Source organism: Streptomyces sp. WAC04114 (assembly GCF_019733245.1).
Taxonomy (GTDB): domain Bacteria; phylum Actinomycetota; class Actinomycetes; order Streptomycetales; family Streptomycetaceae; genus Streptomyces; species Streptomyces massasporeus_A.
Genome location: NZ_JAIGQA010000369.1, coordinates 1 through 1,350 on the forward strand (window position 1 = coordinate 1; position 1,350 = coordinate 1,350).

Here is a 1,350-nt window from a genome sequence, read left to right on the forward strand (position 1 = left end):
GACAAGGACACGGCATCCCGACGGGCCACCGCCCTCCTCACCCCCGTACGCCCCACCGCCAAACTCGACCAGGCCCTCACCGACACGGCCACCACACTCCTGCGCAGCTACCTGCACGCCGCGGCGATCGACGGCCGCACCATCCGCCACGTCCACCGCTGGTCCCAGGGCACCCAGATCCAGGACGCCGTACGCATCCTCCGCACCAACCCCAAGGCCGCCCCCGGCTCCGCGGGCGAACTCGAGGGCGCCCTCACCGCACACCCCGAACGCCGCGACATGGCCCAGCAGTTGACCACCCGCGCCCTCGCGGCCCTCTCCACGGTCAATATCCGCGAGGCCTGCACTCCCAACCGAACTGATGCCCTCGCCTTGGATTCCTTCGTCCACGAAGCGGGCACGCTTTATGTGGTGGGGGAATCCATCGAGGACCCCAGGACGCACCCGGGCGCGATGCCCCTCCTGACGGCCCTCGTCTCGAGCGTGGTCGAGCGCGGCCGGCACATGGCCGAACGGTCATCGGCCGGTCGCCTCGACCCACCAATGACGCTCGTCCTGGACGACGTCGCGGCCGTGGCCCCGCTTCCCCAACTCCCGGAGCTGCTGGCCACCGGAGCGGACCGGGGCATGCCGACCCTGGCCCTGCTCCGGTCCCGCGAACAGGGCCGCGCCCGCTGGCCGCACGACGAACTGCCGGTCCAGTAACCCGAGCCCGGACACGTCGAGGCCCTACTCCCGCTCGAGGACGAACTCCAACTCCCGCTCCCCCGCGTCCCCCAACGGCACGGTCACGCCACTCGGCAGGAACCCCACCCGCCGGTAGAACCGCTGCGCCCGCCCGTTCTCCTCGTGCACGATGAGCCGCACCCGCTCCAGACCCCGCCCCCACGACCACTCCAGGGCCGCGTCGAACAGCACCTCGGTCAGCCCGCTCCCGCGTTCCTCGGGCCGCACGAACACACCGACCACATGCCCCTGTTTCCGCTCCACCGGAAACCCGGCCCAGTCGGTCGTCCCGGGCTCCTCCACGAGCACCGTCAGCGTCCCCACCCACCGCCCGTCCGGCCCCTCGGCGATGATCTGCTGCGCCTTGTCCGCCCCTTCGGCGGCCCCCTCGGTCCGCTCCTGCCAGAAGGCATCCGGTCGGGCGGCGGCCTCCTCGTACGTCTCCAGGAAGGCCAGGTGCGCCACCGGATCCCGCAGCGCCGCGAGCCGCAGCTCCTTCGCCGCGACCCACTCACCAGCACGGACGGACCGGATCACATAGCTCATACGGCCACGGTAGTACCCGGGTACGACACCGCTCACCCCGATTACCCCGGGGTGAGCGGTGTCGTACCCGGGTACTAC

At 71.6% G+C, this 1,350-nt stretch carries 2 protein-coding genes; one reads left to right on the top strand and one right to left on the bottom strand.

Annotation, left to right across the window (positions count from 1 at the left end; translation table 11 throughout):
• Positions 1 to 705, top strand: a 705-nt coding sequence (locus tag K4G64_RS39230) for a type IV secretory system conjugative DNA transfer family protein (protein WP_221760613.1), incomplete at its 5' end; no start/stop codon positions are given.
• Positions 706 to 729: 24 nt separating this feature from the next.
• Here the strand turns inward: K4G64_RS39230 and K4G64_RS39235 are convergent.
• A complete protein-coding gene (locus K4G64_RS39235; RefSeq protein WP_221760614.1) occupies positions 730 to 1,272 on the bottom strand; it encodes a GNAT family N-acetyltransferase in 543 nt (180 codons plus the stop codon).
• Positions 1,273 to 1,350 lie beyond the last annotated feature (78 nt).

Coding starts and splice junctions, on each gene's coding strand:
- K4G64_RS39235 (WP_221760614.1), bottom strand. CDS start 1,272: ATGAGCTATGTGATCCGGTCCGTCCGTGCTGGTGAGTGGGTCGCGGCG.